The following is a 1,657-nucleotide window of genomic DNA, read 5'->3' on the forward strand; positions in this document are numbered from 1 at the left end:
TCAAGTAGACAGTGGAAATAATAAAAATGATTTAAGCGGCTTTAGCTCTATATTCCATAGGGCTAAGGCCGTTTAATCGTTTTTGATATCTATCGTGGTTATAAAAATGGATGTACTCATCTATCGCAAGCGAAAGTTCCTCAAACAAATTATATTTATGCAAATAATACTTCTCACATTTCAGAGTCCCAAAAAATGACTCCATTGGTCCATTATCAATACACCGACCAACTCGTGACATGCTTTGTGTCATCTCTGCCGCATCTATCTTACGTTTGAACCCTTTAGATGTGTATTGAAATCCACGGTCACTATGGATAAGAGGATGATCTCCATTCAATTGTACTGTGGCTTGATCAAGTGTCTTGAATACAAGTTGATTATTATTGGAGTGTCCTAGGACATAGCTTATTATGGATCCGTCATAAAGATCACGAATTGCACTTAAATAGGCCTTTTTTGATTGGCCATACTTAAATTCTGTAACGTCCGTTACCCACTTTTCATTTGGTTTTTCGGCTGTAAATTCACGATTTAATATATTGTCTGTCACATGTTGAGGTGTAGAGCGTTTATATTGCTTCTTTTTAACACGAATGACAGAGCGTAATCCAGCCACTTTCATCAACCGATAGATTCTTTTATGATTAAGTTTCTCCTCAAACTTTCTATTCATGTGAAGCGTCATTTGACGATAACCAAATATGCCATCAACTTTCTCATGGAGAGCTTTCATCTCGTTGATGATTTCTTTATTCAGTTTTTCTCTGGATGAAGGAGTACGATTTAGCCACTTATAGTATGCTGATCGTGCAATTCCTGCGATTTCGCAAAGTAAACTAATGCTTAGATTCTCGTTTTTATGAAGTTCCTGAATAGCTATATACTTATCTTCAAATCGGATTTGGCTTATTTTCGCCTCCTTTCGATCTCCTCTAACTTTTTTAAGAATAAATTCTCCGCACGTAACCGTTCATTTTCTCTTTCTAACTTTTTCATTTGAAGATTGTTTTTCTCTTCTTGAGTTAGCTCAGCTTCATCTTTCTTATGACCACGTTTATCTTTCAACGCTTCATCTCCGCCATCTTCATACTTCTTAACCCATTGATAGACTTGTTGATAAGAAACATTATAAGTATTAGCTGCTTCTTGATAATCTTTTCCGTTCCCCAAGCAATCAAGTACAATTTGTATTCGTTCTTCCCAAGTAGTTTTTCTCCCTTTAGTCATAGAGCTCGTCCTTCCTTTTGATGTATCCTTTAATTCTCTATGACTATTATACTTGTTAATCCACAACCTGAGGACAGATTGATCAGATATTTCATACTTTCTTGTAATCTCACGTAAGGAATATTCACCTGAAAGATAATCCAGTACAGCAGAGCGTTTAACTTCCTTTGTGTATGTTTTCCAGCCGGAGGATTCTTGGAGACCTTCGGTTCCAAATTTATCGAACTTGTTTCTCCATTCCTGAATAGTTGATTCATACACTTTATATTTCTTAGCAAGTTCCCTTAGCGAATATAAACCATCCTCCCACGCTTTTAAGACCTCATATTTATAGTCTGCAGAAAAAGATCTTTTGGACACAAAAAATACTCCCCTTTGTAGTCAGATTTTTATTTTTTAATCTGTCTACCTTAAGGGGAGCATATCA

Annotated in this window: 1 protein-coding gene; it reads right to left on the reverse strand. The window is 36.0% G+C overall.

Translation table 11 applies throughout. The features are described from left to right. Positions 1-31 precede the first annotated feature (31 nt). A protein-coding gene (locus DFR57_RS18080; RefSeq protein ID WP_245937523.1) for an IS3 family transposase occupies positions 32-1,590 on the reverse strand; the annotation gives its coding sequence in 2 pieces (ribosomal slippage) (positions 32-948 and positions 948-1,590; 1,560 coding nt in all). Between the last annotated feature and the right edge of the window lie 67 nt (positions 1,591-1,657).

This window comes from Saliterribacillus persicus (assembly GCF_003337485.1).
In the GTDB taxonomy this organism is placed as follows: Bacteria; Bacillota; Bacilli; order Bacillales; family Amphibacillaceae; genus Saliterribacillus; species Saliterribacillus persicus.